Genomic DNA, 3,515 nt, shown 5'->3' with positions numbered 1-3,515 from the left:
CCCCCCCCCCCCCCCCCCCCCCCCCCCCCTTTTTCAAGCAGAAGACGGCATACGCGATCCTTGTTAATGTCTCGTGGGCTCGGAGATGTGTATAAGAGACAGCTGCAAGCCGGCGTTATACATCCGACCTTAAAAATCGTTGGTGCCCAAGAGAAGACTCGAACTTCCACACCCTTGCGGGCGCTAGGACCTGAACCTAGTGCGTCTACCAATTCCGCCACCTGGGCAAACCAAATTTTTCATTGCAACAGCAATAAGACTATATAATACAGCTGAATGGTGCCCAAGAGAAGACTCGAACTTCCACACCCTTGCGGGCGCTAGGACCTGAACCTAGTGCGTCTACCAATTCCGCCACCTGGGCACTGCTTTGCTGTATCATTCTGTTGCTGTAGTGCTGCAACGAGATGCGAATTATAAACAAGTTTCTGAGGGTGTCAATGGCCCAATCTGCAAAAAAACAAAAAAATACATCCCTGCGTCAGCAGGATCCTTTCTTGGAACGAGAAAAACTCAAATATTCCAATCCCTTACCTAGCCGGGAGTTTGTTCTGAAACTCCTGGAAGAAAGTGGCGTGCCGCTGTTCCCGGACGAACTGGCCACCATGTTGTCCATCAAGAATAACGAACTGGGCTTCTTCGAGCGCCGCCTGCTGGCGATGGAGCGTGAGGGCCAGATCATCATCAATCGCAAGGGCGCGATCTGCGCCGCAGAAAAACTCGACCTGATCAAGTGCAAGGTTTCCGGCCACCGCGATGGCTTTGGCTTTGGCCTGCCTGATGAAGGAGAGGGCACTGGCGTGGATATCTTCCTGCCAGAGCGGGAAATGAAAAAAGCCATGCATGGCGACCGGGTACTGGTGCGCCCCTCCGGCGTGGATCGGCGTGGCCGGCAGGAAGGCAAGATTGTCGAAGTGCTGGATCATGCCGTGAGCAAGCTGGTAGGCCGCATTCACCTTGAACGCGGCGTATGGATTGTCACTCCGGAGGATCGCCGGGTCAGTCATGAAATCCTGATCGAGCCAGGCAGTCAGGGCGAGGCCAAGCATGGCCAGGTGGTGATGGTGGAAATCCTGCAATATCCGGATGCCTATCGTCAGCCGGTGGGCCAGGTCGTCGAGGTGTTGGGCAACTACGCCGACCCGGGCATGGAAATCGAAATCGCCTTGCGCAAACATGCCTTGCCGCATGAATTCCCTGAAGATGTACTGGCCCAGGCCAAGGCAACGCCGAAAAAAGTCCGCAAAAAAGATCTCACCGCAGATCGCGTCGATCTGCGTCATTTGCCGTTGGTGACGATTGATGGCGAAACCGCGCGCGATTTCGACGATGCGGTCTATGCCGAGAAGCAGGGCAAGGGTTTCCGTCTGATTGTTGCCATTGCCGATGTCAGCCACTATGTTCAGCCTGGCGATGCGCTTGATACCGAGGCATTGGAGCGTGGCACCTCGGTTTACTTCCCGCGGCGTGTCATTCCGATGTTGCCTGAGGCGCTGTCCAATGGCATCTGTTCGCTGAATCCCGATGTCGAGCGCCTGTGCATGGTGTGTGACATGCAGATCAACGGCAAAGGCGAGGTCAAGCGCTACCAGTTCTATCCGGCCGTGATGCTGTCCAAGGCGCGCCTCACTTATACCCAGGTGTGGGACTGGATACAACATGGTACGGATAACGCGCTGCTGCCGAATATCCAGACCCTTTACAGTCTGTTCAAGGTTTTGCTGGCTGCCCGTGCCAAACGTGGTGCGATTGAGTTTGACTCGGTTGAAACCCAGATGATCTTCAACGAGCAGGGCAAGATCGACAAGATTGTCCCGGTCGTTCGCAATGATGCACACCGTCTGATTGAAGAGTGCATGCTCTCCGCCAATGTGTGTGCGGCTGACTTCCTGCTCAAGAGCAAGCAGAAATGCCTCTATCGCGTGCACGAAGGTCCGACGCCGGAAAAACTGGAAAACCTGCGCAACTATCTGCAACTGGTTGGCCTGACGCTGGGTGGCAATGACAAGCCGTCCGCCAAGGACTACGCCAAGCTGGCTGAGCAGATTCACGGCCGCCCCGATGCGCCTGTCTTGCAGACCATGCTGCTGCGTTCCATGCAGCAAGCGGTTTATACGCCGGACAATAATGGCCACTTCGGCCTGGCGTATGAGGCTTACACCCATTTCACCTCGCCGATCCGGCGCTACCCCGACCTGCTGGTACATCGTTCCATCAAGGCTGTATTGCAGGGAAGCAAGTACAAACCGGGCAAGTGGGCGCAACTTGGCATGCATTGCTCGATGACCGAGCGACGTGCCGATGACGCCAGCCGCGATGTCGAGTCCTGGCTCAAGACTTATTATATGCAGGACAAGATTGGCGAAATCTTCCAGGGCAAGATCAGTGCCGTGACCAGTTTTGGCGTGTTCGTTCTGCTGGATAATGTGTATGCCGAAGGTCTGGTGCATATTTCCGAACTGGGCAAGGACTACTTCCACTTCCGCAAGGATATTCAGGCTATTGTCGGAGAGAAGAGCGGAGTGCAGTACCGTCTGGGTGACACCCTGACGGTGAAAGTCATGAGCGCCAATCTGGAAAGTGCCCAGGTTGACTTTGCGCTGGTGCGTGAATCGACGGAAGCCGGGCTCTCTACCGCTCCTGCTCATCCTGCCAAGCGTGAACAGCAAAAGCATGGTCATCGTGGTGGAAACCAGCATCACAAACAGGCTGGGCAGGGTGGTCATGGTCGTAACCGTCATGGCAGACATGCTGCAGCGACAGCCGAGGTGGCAAAGCCCGTCGCCAGTGCAGCGCGTCGCAAACCAGTTAGTCAGAGGGTAGAGCCCGTCGTCGAGCAGCCTGTCACGCCACCGGCGACTGCGTTGCCAAAGTCTCCGAGCGGCCGACGTAAACCAGCTGCGGCACCCGTGCACCAGCCATTGCCAGTTGCCGCAGATGCCGCGGTGACCAAGCCAGCACCTGCGCGGCGTCGTAAGCCCGCAGCAGTTTCAGACGTTCCGCCAACCGTGTCGGCGGCAACGCCTGCAGCACCTCGTGCGCGTAACAAGCCAGCCGCTACTGGAGAGGCTGCAGTCCCAGCTGCGCCACGTAGCCGTCGTCGTACGGTTAACAAAAAGACAGGTGAAGAGTGACCCTCTCCTTGTATTGATAAGGATTGGACGAGAAAAGCCCGGCCCCGCCGGGCTTTTTGCTGCCTGTGTGGTGGATGAGGCCGGCTTTTTGCGCCAGATCGCCCGGTTTTCATGGCGGGCGCAGGCCGTTATCCGTCCGTTGCGCTGTACTTGCAGCAAAGCTGTAATAAAACCCTCTCGGCATAGTTGCTTGCTGCTCAGTTACTTAGCGCGTAATTGGCCGGTGTCTGGCCAGAATCTGCAGATTTCTTCGTACAAAGTGTTGACGAGGGTAGGGCAGGGCGGTATAGTTCGCCTCCTCAGCAGACAACGCAGCGACGGAAACGAAACGCAGCGACCTGCACCGCTCTTTAAAAAACAGAATAACCGATAGGTGTGAGT

General features: G+C 56.4%; 1 protein-coding gene and 2 tRNA genes. 1 reads left to right on the top strand and 2 read right to left on the bottom strand.

Features of this window, described 5'->3' with window-relative positions:
• Window positions 1-140: 140 nt before the first annotated feature.
• Both JHD64_RS20900 and JHD64_RS20895 read right to left on the bottom strand, forming a co-directional pair.
• A tRNA-Leu gene (locus JHD64_RS20900) sits at window positions 141-227 on the bottom strand.
• 50 nt (window positions 228-277) lie between these two features.
• Window positions 278-364 (bottom strand) — tRNA-Leu (locus tag JHD64_RS20895).
• A gap of 76 nt (window positions 365-440) precedes the next feature.
• Here JHD64_RS20895 and rnr point away from each other — a divergent pair.
• On the top strand, window positions 441-3,134 hold the full coding sequence (gene rnr / locus JHD64_RS20890) for a ribonuclease R (protein ID WP_199055513.1): 2,694 nt from the start codon (window positions 441-443) through the stop codon (window positions 3,132-3,134).
• Window positions 3,135-3,515 lie beyond the last annotated feature (381 nt).

The organism is Aquitalea sp. ASV15 (genome assembly GCF_016429115.1).
Classification (GTDB): domain Bacteria; phylum Pseudomonadota; class Gammaproteobacteria; order Burkholderiales; family Chromobacteriaceae; genus Aquitalea; species Aquitalea magnusonii.
This window is presented reverse-complemented; position numbering and strand designations above follow the sequence as displayed.